1 pseudogene is annotated in these 231 nt (G+C 60.6%); it reads right to left on the bottom strand.

What is annotated here, in order from left to right:
- A pseudogene (locus GM672_RS30345) lies at positions 1 to 231 on the bottom strand (IS1595 family transposase); the annotation flags it as partial.

Genomic DNA, 231 nt, shown 5'->3' with positions numbered 1-231 from the left:
GGAACAATGCAGCCCGTAAAAATTGCTGCGGCGTGCTCAGGTGCCGACAGTCGAGCCCGTGAATCCAGCCCAGGTAGTGGGGCAGGTAGCGGCTGGCCACGCCGTGAAAGCGGATCAGCCAGGTCTTAAAGACGGCGTGATAGCGGTTCACGTTCTGGATGTGAATTTCCCCCAGCACCCGCTCGCCCTGGCGCAGGTTGACGGCCCGATGTGCAATACCGTGATCTTTCG

The organism is Pseudoduganella buxea, assembly GCF_009720835.1.
GTDB lineage: Bacteria > Pseudomonadota > Gammaproteobacteria > Burkholderiales > Burkholderiaceae_D > Rugamonas > Rugamonas buxea.
Note: the sequence above shows the minus strand (reverse complement) of the source record. Positions and strands in the feature narration are given on the sequence as shown.